General features: G+C 58.5%; 14 protein-coding genes. 1 reads left to right on the forward strand and 13 read right to left on the reverse strand.

Features of this window, described 5'->3' with window-relative positions; all coding sequences use genetic code 11:
* Positions 1–3: 3 nt before the first annotated feature.
* The 5 genes from FDG13_RS04470 to FDG13_RS04490 form a co-directional block, all read right to left on the reverse strand.
* Positions 4–933, reverse strand: a complete 930-nt coding sequence (locus FDG13_RS04470; protein WP_180125603.1) for a glyoxylate/hydroxypyruvate reductase A — start codon at positions 931–933, stop codon at positions 4–6.
* A 109-nt stretch (positions 934–1,042) separates the two neighbouring features.
* A complete protein-coding gene (locus FDG13_RS04475) occupies positions 1,043–1,633 on the reverse strand; it encodes a GNAT family N-acetyltransferase (protein ID WP_255435089.1) in 591 nt (196 codons plus the stop codon).
* Positions 1,634–1,760: 127 nt separating this feature from the next.
* Positions 1,761–3,773, reverse strand: a complete 2,013-nt coding sequence (locus tag FDG13_RS04480) for an acetyl/propionyl/methylcrotonyl-CoA carboxylase subunit alpha (protein WP_180125604.1) — start codon at positions 3,771–3,773, stop codon at positions 1,761–1,763.
* Between the two features lie 55 nt (positions 3,774–3,828).
* Positions 3,829–4,605 carry an enoyl-CoA hydratase/isomerase family protein gene (locus tag FDG13_RS04485; protein ID WP_180125605.1) on the reverse strand — a complete coding sequence of 259 codons (777 nt, stop codon included), beginning with the start codon at positions 4,603–4,605 and terminating at the stop codon, positions 3,829–3,831.
* Between the two features lie 23 nt (positions 4,606–4,628).
* Positions 4,629–6,251 carry a carboxyl transferase domain-containing protein gene (locus tag FDG13_RS04490; RefSeq protein ID WP_180125606.1) on the reverse strand — a complete coding sequence of 541 codons (1,623 nt, stop codon included), beginning with the start codon at positions 6,249–6,251 and terminating at the stop codon, positions 4,629–4,631.
* Between the two features lie 165 nt (positions 6,252–6,416).
* Between FDG13_RS04490 and FDG13_RS04495 the strand changes: the two genes are divergently transcribed.
* The gene (locus tag FDG13_RS04495; protein ID WP_180125607.1) at positions 6,417–7,478 is read left to right on the forward strand and encodes an AraC family transcriptional regulator; all 1,062 of its coding nucleotides are present in this window, start codon (positions 6,417–6,419) and stop codon (positions 7,476–7,478) included.
* A 13-nt stretch (positions 7,479–7,491) separates the two neighbouring features.
* Here FDG13_RS04495 and FDG13_RS04500 read toward each other — a convergent pair whose 3' ends face one another.
* From FDG13_RS04500 to deoC, 8 genes are all read right to left on the reverse strand, one after another.
* Positions 7,492–8,823, reverse strand: coding sequence for a ferric reductase-like transmembrane domain-containing protein (locus FDG13_RS04500; protein WP_180125608.1), 1,332 nt, complete (start codon positions 8,821–8,823; stop codon positions 7,492–7,494).
* A 240-nt stretch (positions 8,824–9,063) separates the two neighbouring features.
* A complete protein-coding gene (gene rbsK / locus FDG13_RS04505; protein WP_180125609.1) occupies positions 9,064–9,996 on the reverse strand; it encodes a ribokinase in 933 nt (310 codons plus the stop codon).
* 16 nt (positions 9,997–10,012) lie between these two features.
* Entirely contained in the window at positions 10,013–11,110 is a 1,098-nt protein-coding gene (locus FDG13_RS04510; RefSeq protein WP_180125610.1) for an aldose 1-epimerase family protein, read from the reverse strand.
* Positions 11,110–12,057, reverse strand: coding sequence for an ABC transporter permease (locus FDG13_RS04515; RefSeq protein ID WP_218942613.1), 948 nt, complete (start codon positions 12,055–12,057; stop codon positions 11,110–11,112). Before FDG13_RS04515 ends, FDG13_RS04510 begins: the two co-directional genes overlap by 1 nt.
* A 73-nt stretch (positions 12,058–12,130) precedes the next feature.
* Positions 12,131–13,108, reverse strand: coding sequence for an ABC transporter permease (locus tag FDG13_RS04520; RefSeq protein WP_180125612.1), 978 nt, complete (start codon positions 13,106–13,108; stop codon positions 12,131–12,133).
* Positions 13,109–13,118: 10 nt separating this feature from the next.
* Entirely contained in the window at positions 13,119–14,669 is a 1,551-nt protein-coding gene (locus FDG13_RS04525) for a sugar ABC transporter ATP-binding protein (RefSeq protein ID WP_218942614.1), read from the reverse strand.
* A 23-nt stretch (positions 14,670–14,692) separates the two neighbouring features.
* A complete protein-coding gene (locus FDG13_RS04530; protein WP_180125613.1) occupies positions 14,693–15,745 on the reverse strand; it encodes an autoinducer 2 ABC transporter substrate-binding protein in 1,053 nt (350 codons plus the stop codon).
* Between the two features lie 183 nt (positions 15,746–15,928).
* The gene (gene deoC / locus FDG13_RS04535) at positions 15,929–16,597 is read right to left on the reverse strand and encodes a deoxyribose-phosphate aldolase (protein ID WP_180125614.1); all 669 of its coding nucleotides are present in this window, start codon (positions 16,595–16,597) and stop codon (positions 15,929–15,931) included.
* Positions 16,598–16,884 lie beyond the last annotated feature (287 nt).

Consider the following 16,884-nt stretch of genomic DNA (forward strand, 5'->3'; position numbering starts at 1 on the left):
CCGTCAATACCCCCGCCCTGGATCCACCACGCCTGTCACAGGCTGGCCTTGGCGCAGAGCCAGCATCTTCTGCATGATCTGCGCAATGCTGTCCGTGACCAAGGTACGCGCCGAGGTGTGTGGTGTGAGGGTGATGCTGGGTTCGCGCCAGAACGGGTGCTCGGTCGGCAGCGGCTCTGTGCGAAACACATCGAGCAGTGCGCCAGAGAGGTGACCGCTCTCGATGAGCGCGAGCAGGTCCTCGTCCACCAGATGGGCGCCACGCGCCACGTTGATGACATAGCCCCCGGCTTGCAGGCGGCTGAGCCGGTCGTGATTGAGGATGTTGAGCGTGTCGGGGGTGAGCGGCAGCAGGTTGACCAGCACACGGCTGCTGGCCAGAAAGTCGTTGAGCTGCGCCGCACCCGAAAAGCCGCGCACGCCAGGAATCGGCTTGGGTGAGCGGCTCCAGCCGTTGACCGGAAACTCAAAGTGGCACAGCGCCTGGGCCACCCGTTCGCCCAACACACCCAGGCCCATCACACCCACCGGGAACTCGCTGCGCTGGCGCGGCTTGTAGTAGGTCCAGTGGCCGGCGCGGGCATCGTTGTCGTAGGCATTCAGGTCACGAAAGTGCCGGATCACACCCTGGCAGACGTATTCGGCCATCTGCACCGCCATGCCCGCGTCTTCCAGCCGCACCACCACAGCCTGGGGTGGCAGGCGCAATTTGAGCAGCGCGTCCACCCCGGCACCGATGTTGAACACCGCCTGCAGCTGCGGCTGCTCGTCAAAAAACTGCTGTGGCGGCGCCCAGACCACCGCGTAGTCGGCAAGCGCGGCGCCGGGCTGCCAGACGGTGACCTCGGCCTGCGGAAAACTCGCACGCAAACCGGCCAGCCAGGGATCGGGCTCGGTGTTGGTACAGCAAAAAGTGATTTGAAAGGTCGACATAAATACTTTAAATTTGATAGCTACTTACTGTTTATTGATAAGGGCTGCACCGCAAAAACTCACACAAACTCAACTGCAGAGTGAAAATCAGACAAACTTTTAGCTGATTTCAACTTCTGCGCTGCTTGGACCAGTTACGACGGGACAACCGGTAAAGCATTTGTCGGCGCAATGGGTTGCCCTCGGGCACCAACGGATGATCGAAGTCGTCAGCAGGCTCACTGGACATGCCCAGTTTCTCCATCACGCGACGCGAATTGTGGTTGGATGGCACGGTATTGGCGACGATCTCCGTCAGCCCCAGATGCTCAGATCCGAATTGGAGCGCCGCCCCGGCAGCCTCTGGGGCGTAACCCTGGCCCCAGAAGCGGCGTGCCAGGCGCCAACCAACTTCCACAGCAGGTGTGAAATGTGCTTTGCAAGAGATACGCAGCAGACCAGCCGCCCCCATAAAGGCACCCGATTCTTTGGACTCAATGGCCCAAAAACAAAAGCCGTTTTCTGCCAAATGCATTTGTTGACGATTGATCCAACCCGTGATGGCCTGCGGTGAGGCGAAGGGCAGAAGATGCGCCATAACTTCTGGATCCGTTGACATCGCAGAGAACGGGGCGTGATCCGAATCTTGCCAAGGACGCAAGATGAGGCGTGTTGTTGTCAGCACTTTTGGGCCTAGCCCAGTCATTGCGGGTTCTTGCATGGAACTATTGTCACGAGACTGGTCGATGTTAGACGAGGTAGATCAGCGCCGGTAGCGAAATAGATGCAGGAACCACAGGCTCGCTTGCACCCCTTTCCCGCCACCCAAAACAACCTTGCGTTGTCAGTCACACCGCAGCCACACTCAGCCGGAGCAATTCCGCGCCTTCCGCCACCTGATCACCAGGGGCGTAAAGCAGCTCGGCCACCACACCGTCCACCGGCGCGGTGATGGTGTGCTCCATTTTCATCGCATCCATCACCGCCAGCGCTTGGCCCTTGTTGACGGTGTCACCCGCCTGCACCGCAAACGACACCACTTTGCCAGGCATCGGTGCGGTCAGGCGGCCCACTTCGGCAGGCGCCTCACCGGCGTGCAGGAGCAAATCAATCGATATGATTTGTGTAGCACCCTGCGCAGTGAATATGTGAGCTACCTCGCCTTTTCTATACGCATTCACAAGTAGACGCTGGCCGCCAAACTTCAGATCAATGCCGTGTGGGGTGGTGGTGAAACTCAGCAGCCCCGCTGTCTCACCCACCTGCAAGGACAGCGCGCCGTCGTGTAAATAGGTCAGCCCGGCCGCCACCTGCTGGCCGCCAAACTCAAACACAAAGCGGCGTGTGAAGACCCCATGGCTGCGCCAGCCGTCGGTCCTGCTGAACGGGTCGGCCGTTTCGGTGGCGCGCTCGTCGATCAGGGTTTGCGCCACATCGGCGGCCGCGGCCAGGGCCAGGCCCACACGCTCCTGATGGAACAACACCGCCGCCTCGCGCGGGATCAGGCCGGTGTCGAGTTTGGCCTGGGCAAACGCGTCACACTGCAGCACATGCCGCAAGAACTGCACATTGGTGCTCAGGCCAACGATGTGGGTGTGCGCCAGTGCGGTATCGAGCTGGGCCAGCGCCTGTTCGCGGGTATCACCATGCACGATGAGTTTGGCCACCATCGAGTCGTAAAACGGGCTGATGGCATCCCCCTGGCGCACGCCGTCATCAAAACGCACCGGGCTGATGGCGAAGCTGCTGTGCGCGGGCTTGTGGTAGACGTCCAGGCGGCCGGTCGCGGGCAAAAAATTGTTGTCGGGGGTTTCGGCGCAGATACGCGCCTCGATCGCGTGGCCGGTGATGCGCAGTTGCTCCTGGCACAGCGGCAGCGGCTCGCCAATGGCCACACGCAGCTGCCACTCCACCAGATCCTGGCCGGTAATCGCTTCGGTGACCGGGTGCTCAACCTGCAGGCGGGTGTTCATTTCCATGAAATAGAACCGCATGTCCTCGGGCCGCTCATAATCGCCGGGCTGCTCGACGATGAACTCCACCGTGCCCGCACCCACATAAGCCACCGCCCGCGCAGCGGCCACCGCCACCTCACCCATGGCGCGGCGCAACTCGGGTGTCATACCGGGCGCCGGGGCTTCTTCAAGCACCTTCTGATGGCGGCGCTGCACCGAGCAGTCGCGCTCAAACAGGTAGACGTAGTTGCCAAACGTGTCACCAAACACCTGGATTTCGATGTGGCGCGGGTTCTGCACGTATTTTTCGATCAACACCGCGTCGCTGCCAAAACTGTTGAGGGCTTCGCGCTGACACGATTCGAGCGCAGCTTTGAAGTCCTCGGACTGGTCCACCACCCGCATACCCTTGCCACCACCACCCGCACTGGCCTTGATCAAGACGGGATAACCGATGTGATCGGCCTCATGCTGCAGCAGCGCCGCGCCTTGGCCAGCGCCGTGGTAGCCGGGCACCAGCGGCACACCGGCCTTCTCCATCAGCTGTTTGGATTCAGCCTTCAAACCCATGGCCTGGATGGCCGATGCGGGCGGACCGATGAACACCAGCCCTGCCGCCGCGCAGGCCTTGGCAAAGTCCTCGTTCTCGCTCAGAAAACCGTAGCCCGGATGCACCGCCTGGGCGCCGGTGGCCAACGCAGCGTCAATGATGCGTTGCCAGCGCAGGTAACTGTCCTGGGGTGCGCTGCCACCGATGTGGACGGACTCGTCACATGCGGCCACATGTTTGGCGCTGGCATCGGCGTCGGAATACACCGCCACGGTTTTCACCCCCAGGCGACGCGCGGTGGCTGCCACCCGGCAGGCGATCTCGCCTCTGTTGGCGATCAGGATTTTTGTGAACATCTACGTCTCCTTGGCACCACCGCCAAATGGTCAAAAAAGTGGACAACTGCCCCGGCTAACCGAGCCAGAACGGCTTGCGTTTGGCCAGGAAAAACGACACCCCTTCCCGGCCCTCATCACTCGCGCGGATGTCGGCAATAGCGGCAACGGTGTGTTCAATCAAGGTGGCGTCAATGTCCTTGCCCGCCACCTCGTGCAACAAGGTTTTGCAGGCTTTGACGGCATTGGGGCTAGCCGTCACCAGCGCCTGGGTGATGTCCGCCACCTTGGCCTCGAGTTGCTCGGCGCTCACCACCGCGTGCACCAGGCCAATGCGCAGCGCCTCAGCCGCGTCAAAACGCTCGGCCGTCAAGAAGTAGCGGTGGGCGGCACGTGGACCCATGGCGCGGACCACATAGGGGCTGATGGTGGCGGGGATCAGGCCGAGTTTGACCTCGCTGAGGCAAAAACCTGCGGTATCCACACTCACCGCCATGTCGCAGGCCGCCACCAGGCCCAGACCACCTGCGTAGACATCGCCTTGGATGCGTGCCACCGTGGGTTTGGGGCAGGTATAGATCACCCGCAGCATCTCGGCCAGACAGGCTGCGTCGGCCAGGTTCTCGGCATGGCTGTAATCGGCCATACGACGCATCCAGTTCAGGTCAGCGCCAGCACAAAACGCCGGGCCGTTGGCGGCCAGCACGATGGCACGCACCTGCGGGTCTTGGCCCAGTTGAGTGAAGGCTTGGGTGAGGTCGGCAATCACCTCCTCGTTGAAGGCGTTACGAACCTCGGGGCGGCTCAGGGTGACGGTGCTCACCACACCGGGTTCAATGTTCAATGTGCTCATGTTGGATTTCTTTGTGGCGCTGATCACATCCGGAACAAACCAAATTTTGTGTCCTCAATCGGCGCATTGCGGCTGGCGCTCAGGCCCAGCGCCAGCACCCGGCGGGTGTCGGCCGGGTCGATGATGCCGTCGTCCCACAGGCGGGCGGTGGCGAAATAGGGGTGGCCTTGGTCTTCGTACTGGCGGCGGATCGGCGCTTTGAAGCTTTCTTCGTCCTCAACACTCCAGGCGCCGCCTTTGCCCTCGATGCCGTCCCGCCTGACGGTGGCCAGGACGCTGGCGGCTTGTTCACCGCCCATGACGCTGATGCGCGCGTTGGGCCACATCCATAAAAAGCGTGGGCCAAACGCCCGGCCACACATGCCGTAGTTGCCCGCGCCAAAACTGCCGCCAATGATGACGGTGAACTTGGGCACCGCGGCGGTGGCCACCGCGGTGACCATCTTGGCACCGTGGCGGGCGATGCCTTCGTTCTCAACCTTGCGCCCAACCATGAAACCGGTGATGTTCTGCAAAAACACCAGCGGGATCTTGCGCTGGCAACACAGCTCGATGAAGTGGGCGCCTTTGAGCGCCGACTCACCAAACAGGATGCCGTTGTTGGCGATGATGCCCACTGCCATACCTTCGATGCGGGCAAAACCGGTGACCAGGGTGGTGCCAAAACGCGCCTTGAACTCGTCGAAGTCCGAGCCATCCACGATGCGAGCGATGATTTCGCGCACATCAAAGGGTTTGCGGGTGTCCACCGGGATCACACCGTACAACTCTTCTGCTGCGTATTTAGGAGCTACTAGCTCTTTATTAACAAGGGCTAGAGGCTTTTTTTGATACAAGTTCCTGACCGACTGCCGCGCCAGCGCCAGCGCATGGAGGTCGTTTTGCGCCAAGTGGTCAGCCACACCCGAGAGGCGCGTGTGCACGTCACCACCACCGAGGTCTTCGGCGCTGACCACCTCGCCGGTGGCGGCTTTGACCAGCGGCGGGCCACCCAGAAAAATCGTGCCCTGGTTCTTGACGATGATGGCCTCGTCACTCATGGCCGGCACATAGGCGCCGCCCGCGGTGCAGCTGCCCATCACCACCGCAATCTGTGCGATGCCTTGGGCACTCATCTGCGCCTGGTTGAAGAAGATGCGACCAAAGTGGTCGCGGTCGGGGAACACCTCGTCCTGATTCGGCAAATTGGCGCCACCTGAATCGACCAAATAGATGCAGGGCAGCCGGTTTTGCTGAGCGATCTCCTGCGCACGCAGGTGTTTTTTGACCGTCATCGGGTAGTAGGTGCCGCCTTTGACGGTGGCGTCGTTGCAGACGATCATGCAGTCAACACCACTGACGCGGCCGATGCCAGCCACGATGCCTGCGCCCGGTGCGCTGTCGGTGCCGTCGCGGTCCGGGTACAAACCCAGAGCTGCCAGTGGCGCAATCTCCAGAAACGGTGCGCCGGGGTCCAGCAGCATCTGCACGCGGTCGCGCGGCAGTAACTTGCCACGCGCGGTGTGTTTGGCGCGAGCTGCCTCACCACCGCCGAGTTCCACCTGGGCGAGCTTGGTATTGAGGTCTGCCACCAGGGCGCACATGGCCGCCGCGTTGGCCAGAAAGTCAGCAGAGCGGGGATTAAGTTGGGTGTCCAGAACGGGCATGAGGTGCTTTCATATGGCGCAGCGCAAACAGCGGGTTTGTGCCGCAAGCATAGAAGCACAGCCGCACCCTCGGCAGCCAATCTGGTTGCAAATTGCGCCATACAAAGGCACACTGAAGGGCCATTCACCGCATCGTTCTCCACGGCCCGCCCATCCAACGACTCCATGACACCCCGAACACAGATCGCCACCAGCCTCCCCAGCAAACAACGCTCTGGCCAGGCGCTGACGCCCATCGCCTTTGTGAAGGCCATTGTGCTGGCCTACGAGGCGCGGGGTATCAACCCGGCGCAGGCCTTGGTTTTGGCACAAATTGCGCCAGAACTTCTGAAAAATCCAGCAGCACGCATCACCGCCGAGCAGATGGAAACTATCTCGGGGCTGGCCATGCAGGAACTCAATGATGAAGGCCTGGGCTGGTTCAGCCGCCGCCTGCCCTGGGGCAGCTACGGCATGCTGGCACGTGCCTCGATCAGCGCGCCCAACCTGGGGGTGGCTTTAAAACGCTGGTGCCGCCACCATGGGCTGTTGACCGACGACATCACACTGGCCCTGTCGGTCAGCGGCCACAGCGCCAGACTGAACATCACAGAGAACCGCGATCTGCAGGACTTGCGCGAGTTCTGCCTGGTGTCGGTGTTGCGCAATGTGCATGGGCTGGCCTGCTGGCTGATCGACTCACGCATCCCGCTCACCGGCGCGCAGTTTCCGTTTGAACCGCCTGCGCATCAGGACGTGTATTCAGTGCTTTTTTCGGCTCCAGCCCTTTTTACATCAGGGCTAGCAGCTATTGAATTTGATGCCATGTACCTGGCACAGCCGCTGCGCCGCGACGAGGCCGCTTTGCGCCAGATGCTCCAACGCGCGCTGCCGCTGACCGTGCTGCCCTACCGGCGCGACCGCCTGCTGGTGCAGCGGGTGCGCCAGGCACTGAGCAGCCAGCCAGCCGATACCCATAACGCCGATGATCTGGCCGCGCTGCTGGCCCTGTCGGCACGCACCCTGCACCGCCAACTCAAGGAGGAAGGCGCATCCTTGCAGGCACTCAAAGACGAGGTACGCCAGGCCCGCGCTATCGAGCTGCTGCAACGCAGCCAGCGCCCGATCAAACAGGTGGCGCAAGCGGCCGGGTTTCAGAACGAAAAAAGTTTTATCCGCGCCTTCGAGGGCTGGACTGGCCAGCCGCCCGAGCAGTTCAGACGCCAGGGCCAGACCCCTGTGCAATAGCCGCTTGCTTGCCTTATCGCATGGCAAACAATTCTTGGTGGAAGTGGCTGGCGGGCATGCCGTGCGCGACCAAGTGGCTACGCATCATCTGGCCAAACCGGGCCGGGCCGCAAAACCACACCTCCGCGCTGCGCCAATCGGGCACAGCAGAACGCAGGCGTTCACCGCTCAGATAACCATCGCGTGCATCAATCAGCAGGTGCAGGCGCACGTCGGCGGCTTTGGCGTCGGCGGCCAAGCTCTGCAGGGCCGATTCATCCACATCCGTCGTGGTGTGAAACAGGTCAATCATCCGCCCGTCAGGGCGTGTTGCCAGCTCCTTCATACGCGCCACAAAAGGCGTGATACCGATACCGCCGCCGATCCAGATCTGGCGGCGGGTTGGGCTGTCAAAAGTAAAGCGGCCATAGGGTCCCTCAACCTTCACGACGCCGCCCGGTTTTAATGACGACGCCAGCGTGCTGGTGTAATCGCCCAAAGCTTTGATCAAAAACAACAACTTGCCGTCGTTATGCCAAGCCGATGAGATGGTGAAGGGGTGGCTACCTTCGTCTTGGTCAAAGGTGACAAACGCAAATTGCCCGGACTGGTGCCCAGACCAACGGTCTGTGAGTTGCACCGTGACGGCATTCACATTGACCCCACTGAGGTATTCAACTTTATCAATCACACCGGTTGCAGTGCGTGTGCTCCCGATGCGCCGAAACAGGCTGAGCACCGCGCCAAAGCTCCCACCCAGCATCAACGCCGCCATCACGAGACCAAGCGGGGTGGCCCAGTCGGCAAAGCTCAGCAACACCACTGCGTGCAACACCAAAACCAAATACACCACGGCCATCCAGCGGTGCGTCTTGAAAACAACCCGGTACGGAAAGCGCTTGATCAAGGCCAAGGCGAGCAGGGCCAGGAGAGCATAAAACGCCCACTCGCCAACTTGCTCGGCCAAACCGCGTTGACTTTGGAAAAAGCGAAAAATATCCAGCGTCTGCTCAGGCGCTGGACCACGCTGTGGACGGGTCAGCAGCCCGGCACCGACCATCCACTTGGGTGCTTGAGAGCACAGCCAGTGCAGTATCGCCAACACCAGACCAGTGATGCCCAGCCACTTGTGCAACCGGTACATCTTGTCGAGTCCATGCAAGCGGCTCTCCAAAGACGGTTGACGAATCGCGAGCATCATCGCCACGCTCATCACCCCCATACCCAGAACGCCAGAATACTGAACCAACAGGTTGCGCCAGGGGAAAAAGCCACTGACCGTGGACAGGGCGCTGGCATTTGCCAGCAACCACAAGACGGTCAGGCCGAATAAAAGGGCAAGGAAGGTTCTTTGGATGGCTTTCATGAGCGTGTCGGTTGGGGTTCGTTCAGGGGCAGTGCGTGCTGCTGCCCCATTGTGAAAAGGTCATGTGAACGATCCGTAAACCGCCCCCCAAGCGGAGGTAAAGCGGACCGGACAAATGAACCAACAAACGCAACCGCCACGAGCACCGACAACCGACATCAGACGCGTGTCGTTGCACTCACCCACAAAAAACTCTGCTGTCTTACCGCGTAGGCTTCAAGCCCAAACGGTTCGCGGGGTCTACAGGCCGTGTCTCTTGCAAAACGCCGCAAACTCATCTGCGCTTGCATAAGACTTTTGTGTTCCCGGCTTGGTGACCGCGTCTGCCGCATAAAGCGTCGCCTTCTTGAGGGACGACACCAAGTCGCCAGAGGCAACATAAAAATGCGCAAAACTGCCAATGTAGGCATCACCCGCACCGGTGGTGTCAAGCGCCTTGACGCGATCACAGCCGGGAATAAATTCCTCGTGGTCCTGGGTGACCAGCATGGCGCCTTTTTTGCCCAGCGTCACCACCACCGTCTTGATACCCTTGGCAATCAAGCTGCGCGCTGCGGCAACAACCTGTGTGGTGGTGTCGGTCGGCATCTGGCTCAACGTGGCCAATTCGGTTTCATTGGGGAACAAAAAACTCGCCTTGAGGCATTGGCTCAGGTCCAGATCCAGGGCTGCCGGTGCCGGGTTCAGCAGCGTCTGGATGCCATGCCGGGCGCCGAATTCAATGGCGTGGTAAACCGTCTCCAGGGGAATCTCAAGCTGCAACACGATCAAATGGCATTGCTTCAGATCCTCGGCGGCCTTGTCCACGTCGCTGGGCAGCAACTGTTCGTTGGCACCTTTGATGATGAAGATGCAGTTCTCTGCGCTGGAGTCCACAAAAATCGGCGCCACGCCACTGCTGGCACCCGGCACGGTGTCAACATAACGCGCATCGATGCCGTTGTTGATGTAGTTCTGGCGTGTGTTGGGGCCAAACATGTCGTCACCCACCTTGGTCAGCATCATCACATCGGCACCCAGGCGCGCTGCGGCGACCGCCTGGTTCGATCCCTTGCCGCCAAACCCCATGGAAAACTCGGGCGCTTCGATGGTTTCACCTTTGCGCGGCATACGATCCGTGTAGGTGACGAGATCAACCATGTTGCTGCCAATGACTGCGATACGTCCTGTCATAACAATCCCCTTTTGGTTAAGCGCTCGGCGCGTTCAGTTGGGTGATGATCTTTTGAACCTCATCAGCCCCTGTGGGGTCCAGATACCCAAGCCTGACTTTGAAATGCGCGGTCTCACCGCCAGCCAGGCTGCGCACATTGCCCTTGGCTTTCTCCGCCAGATAACCTTCGGGCTCGCAGCTTCCTGGCAACGCAAAGGCGCCCACCTCCTGGTCGGAATTGCACAGAATCCATCGGATCGTTTTGGGCATGTTTTTGGGTGCCCAGGACATGTAAAAAGCATCTTGCTCGGGCCGACGGACCATCATGTGCGTCAGACCATTTGGGTCTGACTTGAGGTGACGGATAAAAAAGACCTGCTCCGGGTTGTACTGCGCCACATCGTGCAACACCTCGGAGCGCTGCGGGTGTTTGGCCAGTTCGTCAATGAGGGCCTGGTACACCGGTGTCGGCTGAATGTGCCCGGGAATCGAGGTCCTGACACAGGTGTCGCTGGGGCTGAAGTCCGCCGCCTGAAGGATCTTGCCGTCCTTCACCAAACCGAAATTGACGTGGCTGATGTACATCAGATCCATCGGTGCGCCAGACAAGTTCTGAACCTTCATCTCAAGATCAAAGAGGCTCTCGTTCGGGCGCAAAACAATCCGTGGTGTGGCCAGGTAATGGTTGCCAAAACCCATGGCGTATTCCCATTCACTGACCAGCGCCACATAAAAACCGCCCTGGTCTTCACCACAGAGAATATGCGCCCGGTCCATCGGCGCACAAGGCATTTCGCCGTGCAACGCATGGGTGTCCTCGGGGGATGGGCAACCGTTGCGCAGCAGCCCGCTGTGGTAGGCGAAGCAGCCATAGGTCTGCAAAATGTCAGTGGCCGGGCGGGGCTGTTTGAACATGCTTTTCATGCCCAGGCTGACCCCGTCAAACACCGCCTCCCAGACCATCTGCCCCATGAACGGCAGCACGATCAGGTGGCCGCGCTTGTTCTTGAGGCGCAGGGCTTCGACACCACTGTCGTACCGAAACAGACTGACCGACATGTCGCCTGCGGCAAAAACCTCCTGCTCGCTCGGCGTAAAAAACGATTTTTTCAGTTCAATGCTGATGTCACGCATCATGATTTCCCCCGCCGTTTTTCAAGAACCATGTTGAGAATGATGACGCCCACCAGGAACGCCCCGAAGATGAAGTCAATCAGATGGATGCTGAAACGCATGATCTGGAAACCACTGGAGAGGAACATCAGCGCCAGCACCGCGATGCAAATGCCGAGAACCCGCCCTTTGCCGCCCGCTGGGTTGGTTCCCCCCAGGACCGCAATCAGCAGTGCCTGCAACAGATAGGACGTGCCGTAGTCGGACTTCGCCGCATTCACCCGCGCAGAGAGCAGTATCCCCGCCATGCTGGCGAGCACGCCGCTCATCATGTAACTCAGGAACACCATCTTGTCGCGTTTGAGCCCTGCGAACAATGCCGCCTTGGCATTGGTGCCAATCAACATCAGGTTGATGCCAAAAACCGTTCTGGACAGAAGGAACGCAACGATGGAGGCGATCACCACAAAAATCAGGAAAGGAATCGAGACGCCAAACACCGTTCCCCCGCCGATCTCTGCCCAATACTTCGGAAACCCGGTGATGGCTGGCCCGCCGGTGATGACCAAAGCAAACCCCGTGAACAGCTGGCCGGTCCCGATGGTGGCCAGGATCGGCGTGATGCGCATCCGTGTGATCAGGAAGCCATTCAAGGCACCTGCCAGTGTTCCGACCCCCAACGCCAAGACCACACCAACACCCACATGCATCAGTTGTTGGCTGTCGGACATCGAGGTGTCGCTGCCAATGGTTTTTGAAAAATAGACACCCGCCAGAATCGCGGACAAGTTGGCGATCCCGATGATCGACAAATCAATGCCCCCGGTGAGCATGGCAATCATCATGGCGATCGACAACAGGCCGATTTCAGGAAACAGGAAAGAGATGGACTGGAAGTTGTAGTACCGCAGGAACTTGTCCGGCGACACGATGCTCATTGCCACGAAGATAAACACCGTGATCAGCACCAGCTGAGTCAGGTTGCTGTCGTGCTTCAAGAATCTGCGTGAATCAAAATCTGTAGTCATTGGGGCACCTCAATTACGTGCGACTCTTGCGGTCACGCTTGGCGGAGAAAGCTGTCGCCACGATCAGAATGGTCCCCAGGACAACCAATTGCCAGGTGGTCTCGACCTTCATGAGGATCAGGCTGTTCTTGACCATGACCAGCATAAAAACACCCATCATGGTGCCGATCACGCTGCCACTGCCGCCAAAAATCGAGGCGCCTCCCAGCACCACCGCCGCAATCACCTGCATGTCCATGCCAACAAAGTCACGCGGGTTGCACAACCAGATCATGGACGAGTGCAGCATCCCGGCGAAACCAGCCAGAGCGCCACAAGCGCAATACACAAAGAAAGTGGTTTTTTTCAGGCTGAAGCCCACCCGGCTGGCCGACTCGGCCGAGCCCCCCATCGCATAGACACTGCGACCGAGCATGGTGTATTTCAGGATGATGTGAATCAGCAGCGCCACACCGAGGTAGATCAGCAACATGCTGGTCATGCCCGAGGTGGTTCCGTCGGGTTTGACCACCGTGTAGATGTCCGACTTGGTGAAATTGATCAGCACCTTGGGAAAGCGGTCAATGTTGATCATGCTGGTGCCGATGACGCCCAGAATCAGCCCACGCACGATGCTGGCGGTGCCCAGCGTCACGATCAACGGGATCATCTTGAACCGGTACACCAGCAGCGCATTGAATGCCCCTAGCAGCACACCTATCAGGGTCGCGACGACAAACGGAAGCAATACTCCGTCGTATTGGGTCAGCAACATGCCATGGACCGTGAGGAACATGCCAGCTACCGCCACGGCTGGGAATGAGACATCAATCCCCCCCGAGATCATGACCAGCAACACACCAAGTGCCATGATGCCAATAACGATGTTGCTCTGGAGCAGACTGAACAGGTTGTCAAGGTCCCAAAACGCCGGGTTGACAGCGCCAATCAAGAGCATGGCTGCGATGAGGATCACCCCAATGACAGCTTCGGAATTGCGGAAAAATTTCATGCTGACCACCTCAACCGAAGGATTTCAATTTGGCGTTGATTTCGTCTTCCGAGGTCTGGCTTGCCACCAGTTCCTCCAGGAAGCGCCCTTTGTGCATCATCACAATGCGGTTGCAGTTTTGAATCAACTCGGGAACGTCGTCTGAGATCATGATGACGCTCAAGCCGTTCTCCTGTTGGGTCAGGGCCCGGATGATCTTGTGAATCTCGGCTTTGGAGCCAACGTCCACACCAACCGTCGGACCGTTGAGGATCAGCACCTCTGCACCGGTCATGAGCCAGCGTCCAATAACCACCCGCTGGGCATTGCCCCCGGAGAGTTGGTTGACCGGTTTTTCGCCACTGGGCGTGGCGATCGTCAGTTTTTTGATCATCTCTGCCGCCAAGCTGGCCGCCTTCTCACGGTCGATGACCAGATAACGCGACAAGCGCTCGTACATGGTCGACAACAGGTTGCGGTTGATCGACTGGGTCGGAAAGATGCCTTCACTCAGGCGATCTTCCGGCACGTAAGCGATCCTGTGGTTGATCGCGTCTTGCACCGAACCGATCTTGACCGGCTGGTCGTTGAGACGGATCTCACCGCTAAAACCCGTCATCAGACCAAACAAGGACAGCGCAAACTCGGTCCGCCCAGAGCCAAGCAAGCTGGAAATGCCCACAATTTCGCCTGGAAAAATCTTGAAATTCAGATCTTCATAACTGCCGGGCAGGCTCAGATGGCGCACTTCCAGTCGCGGCGCGACGGCGGTTGTTGCAGGCTTCCATTCAAAGTGATTGACTTCAATGTCGTGACCGGTCATGTGTTTGGTGATCAACGCTTCGGTGAAATCACGGGTCTGGCCGTCGGCAATCTTGCGCCCATTGCGAATCACCGTGATGCGTTCGCTGATGTCGAGCATCTCGCGCATCTTGTGGCTCACAAACAAGATGGCGATACCTCGGCGCTGGATATCGCGCACGATCTCAAACAGGGTCGTGATTTCTTTGCCGGTCAAGGCGGTTGTCGGCTCATCCATGATGATCAGACGCACGTCGTTCATCATCGAGCGGGCAATGGCAATCAGCTGTTTTTGCGCCGTTGGCAGGGTCTCGATCTTGGCGTCCAGATCAATGTCCACCCCGAGGCGCTGCAAAGCTTCCGACGCCAGTTGGCGCGACTTCTTCCAATTCACCCAGGTCCGCTTTTCGCGCAACTGGGTATTGATTGACAGGTTTTCCGCCACGGTCAGGTTGCCGAACAGCGAAAAGTCCTGATAGATCACCTGCACGCCGCATGCAATTGCGTCTACCGGTGATTTGGCAAAAAATGGCTTCCCATCGATCAGCATCTCGCCTTCATCCGGCTGGTAAACACCGGAGATGACCTTGATGACGGTTGATTTCCCCGAACCATTCTCCCCTGCAAGACAATGAATTTCCCCCGGCATGATCCTGAGCGAAATCTGATCGAGTGCTTGCACCCCCGAGAATCTCTTGCTAACGTTTCTTAACTCGAGATAGGCATCTGACATTGACATCCCCCGGCTAACTGATCCAACAAGAACTGTGGGGCACTTCACAACCGAAGCGCCCCAGACACGGGTTAGAAGTTGTATTTGCCCATGTTTTCTTTGGTGACACCCACCCAGCCTTGTCCGTACAGCAGGTTCGGCTTTTTGGCATCCGGACTGATCAGATTGCCATACCCTTCCAGACCCAGGTTCAGACCGGCTTTGATCTGCGCCTTCTTGCCAGACAGCGTCATGACCGCCAACTCATTCATGGCATAACCCGCAACCGCCGGATCCCAGAACTGGATGTACTGGATGTTGTTGTTTTTCAGATATTCACCAGCCACCGACACCAGACCGGTCCCGGCGAAGAAGATCTTCCCGTTCAGGCCACGCTCAGCGATCAAACGGCCAGCACCAGCCGAGGTGGGCATAGGTCCACCGAGCACACCCTTGAGCTTGGGATACGTGGTCAGTGTTTCCTTGAGCTTGGTGTAGTCGGTGTTGGCGTCGTCAGACGTTTCAAGGCGTTTGGTCACTTCCTGCATCTTGGGGAAGTTCTTCTTCTGGTAGGCCACGCCACCGTCAATCCACTCGTTCTGCGACTTGGAGGTCAGGCTGCCGACGGTGGCAACATACTGGCCTTCACCACCCATCGACTTGGCCAGCACTTCCATCAACTTGGCGCCATAGGCCAGATTGTCAAAGGCTTCCAGCGTGAAGTCCGAGTTCTGAAGATTCGAGGCTTCATGTGCAATCACCACAATGCCACGATCACGTGCCTTCTTGAGCACAGGCTCAAGGGCTTCGACCGAGAAAGGCACAACACAAATAGCGTCCACACCCTGAGCAATCAGGTTTTCGATGATTTGCACCTGGGCAGCGGCATCGGCCTGTGAGGGGCCAACCATCCAAGTGTCGTGACCGGTATCGGCCTTGAACTGGTTGACGCCGTTGCGCATGCGGTCAAACCAAGCGATGCCATCCACCTTGACAACCGTGGCGATCGTGAATTTTTTCTTGGTGGCCGCCGCCGTGATGTCCTTGCTGACTTTGCTGACGTCGACAGGTCCATTGCCAGCCGCATAAACAGAACTCGCACCCAGCATGGTGATTGCTGTAACGATGGAAAACAACTTCTTCATGTGTACCCCTCTATAGTTTGTCGGACATAAAAACTCAACTCACACTCAGCAGGAATACATCCTGTCGTCTACGACGGATGTACACGTCCACCAGCGCAAAAACAAGCGCAGATGAAGTCGTGTTGAAGTGCCCCAACCCAGCACAGGATGGATGGCAGGAATTTCACTTTGGACTCGCTCGGCTCAAGCGCCGATGATGGCCACGCTCAGACTGGCGCCAACCCTGGAGGCCCCCGCTTCAATCATGGCCAGTGCATCGGCCTGGGTGCGAACCCCACCAGAAGCCTTAACGCCAATCAGGGGGCCCACCGTTTGACGCATCAAGGCGATGTCTGCCACGGTGGCACCGGCCTTGCCAAAACCCGTGGAGGTTTTGACAAAATCCGCCCCGGCTTCAACGCTGAGTCGGCAAGCGGTCTCTTTTTGGGCGTCTGTCAACAAGCAGGTTTCAATGATCACCTTGAGGGTTTTGCCAGCGCACGCTTTCTTCACCAAAGCGATGTCATCTCGCACCAGGTCAAGATCACCGTCCTTCAAAGCACCCAAATTGATGACCATGTCCACTTCGTCAGCACCATTCTGGATGCAGGCCTGGGTTTCCTGAGCCTTGCACGCACTGAGCGTGGCGCCCAGCGGGAACCCCACCACACAACAAGTCAGAACACCGCTGCCTTTGAGCTTTGCAGCCACCAAGGGAACCCAATAGGGATTCACGCACACCGAAGCAAACTTGAAGCGAATCGCCTCATCACATAAACGCTCCACGTCCACCCGCTGAGCGTCGGGCTTCAGGATGGTGTGATCAATATAAGAGGCCAAGCTACGGTCTTTGACCATCACTGTGTTTGTCATGTGCCACCTGTCAAATGTTGGGTTCAATGTATCTTTGTTGAGATAAATGATACATCTAATGTTTGGATCTTCACATTTTTTGTTGAATGTTATTCACATTGATCGTAAAGTGCAAGCCATGCTTATTTTTTGAGGAAAGGCCCCACGACCAGACGCGTCGTTAGTGGCTCAGAATTTGCATGCCATGGTCTGCTGAAGAGGGTCCATATCAGAAGGAAAAATGATGAATAAAAATGGCCAGAAAGTTTGTGCCGAGGTCCTCCGCAGATGCAACGTCAGAGATACCC

This window comes from Rhodoferax sp. BLA1 (assembly GCF_013416775.1).
GTDB lineage: Bacteria > Pseudomonadota > Gammaproteobacteria > Burkholderiales > Burkholderiaceae_C > Rhodoferax.